The following is a 1,187-nucleotide window of genomic DNA, read 5'->3' as shown; positions in this document are numbered from 1 at the left end:
AGAGCCGGGATCGGCGCAGCAGCTGAAATCGCCTCACGATGATGGGTTAGTACCTTGTTGCGCAGCCTGTTTCGTCGCACGCCGGACGACCTGACGGCCGCGCCGACGGTGGCAGGCCAGCCGGCGCGCGTGCCGCCCGGCGTCTGCGTGTATGCGGTGGGCGACATCCACGGTCGCGCCGATCTGCTCGAGGAGATGCATCGCCTGATCGCCGAGGATGCGGCGGCGCTCACGCCGGGCACCGGTAAGCTGGTCGTGTACCTCGGGGACTACGTCGACCGTGGCCTGGAGAGCCGCCGCGTCGTCGATCTCCTGATCAACGATCCTCTGGAGGAGTTCCAGGCCGTGCATCTGCTCGGCAATCACGATGCCTGGCTGCTCAGTTTTCTGGTCGATCCCGCGATCGGGTCGATCTGGTTGCGCTACGGCGGGGACGCCACGATTCACAGCTATGGCGTGCAGTTCGGCATGCCACAGGACGATCTCCGCTTCTACGAGCAGCTGCAAGCCCAACTGCGCCAACGGATCCCGCGCAGCCACGTGGACTTTCTGCAGAGCCTCGAGCTGAGCTTCGAAAGCGGGGACTATCTGTTCGTGCACGCCGGCGTCGATCCAGCTGTTCCGCTGGATCAGCAGACGGCCGACGATCTACTGTGGATCCGCGAGCCGTTTCTGAGGTCCAGGCGCGATCTGGGACGCGTCGTGGTCCACGGTCACACCGTCGAATCGGAGCCGATCGTCCGGGCCAATCGAATCGGGATCGACACGGGCGCCTGCTGGACCGGTTGCCTGACCTGCCTGGTGCTCGAGGAGGGCGTTTTCCGTTTCCTGACCACGGGCGGACACGCCTACGCTCGTGGCTTCGGCAGCGAGCGATGACCTCGTCACGGACGGAGCCGGGGCGGGCGATGCGCCGGCCATGCCTGCGATGACCCGCAGCATCGGCAAATGATCTCGTTGCCCTGGCTGGGCGCCTGCGGCTCGTCTCAGCTAAGCGCCTGCCATTCAGAGGTCGACTCCAGAGGACAGGTGCCCCAAGATCAGGTTCGATGTGGTCTTCTATGTCGGCAGGGCCGAGAGCGACGGCAAGCCGACTGAATGGGTGCTTCGAAAGCTGCTCAAGAGTCCCGCCTCTTCTTTGGTTCCACTCGTGTGACGGTCGTGAGCCGAAACTTCTCTATTCGTTG

The 1,187-nt window shown here is 64.5% G+C and carries 1 protein-coding gene; it reads left to right on the top strand.

Annotated elements, in window-relative coordinates:
• The first annotated feature begins 54 nt into the window (after nucleotides 1-54).
• On the top strand, nucleotides 55-879 hold the full coding sequence (locus tag VFZ66_25365) for a metallophosphoesterase family protein (GenBank protein ID HEX6292541.1): 825 nt from the start codon (nucleotides 55-57) through the stop codon (nucleotides 877-879).
• Nucleotides 880-1,187: the final 308 nt, after the last annotated feature.

Source organism: Herpetosiphonaceae bacterium (assembly GCA_036374795.1).
Taxonomy (GTDB): Bacteria; Chloroflexota; Chloroflexia; order Chloroflexales; family Kallotenuaceae; genus LB3-1.
This window is presented reverse-complemented; position numbering and strand designations above follow the sequence as displayed.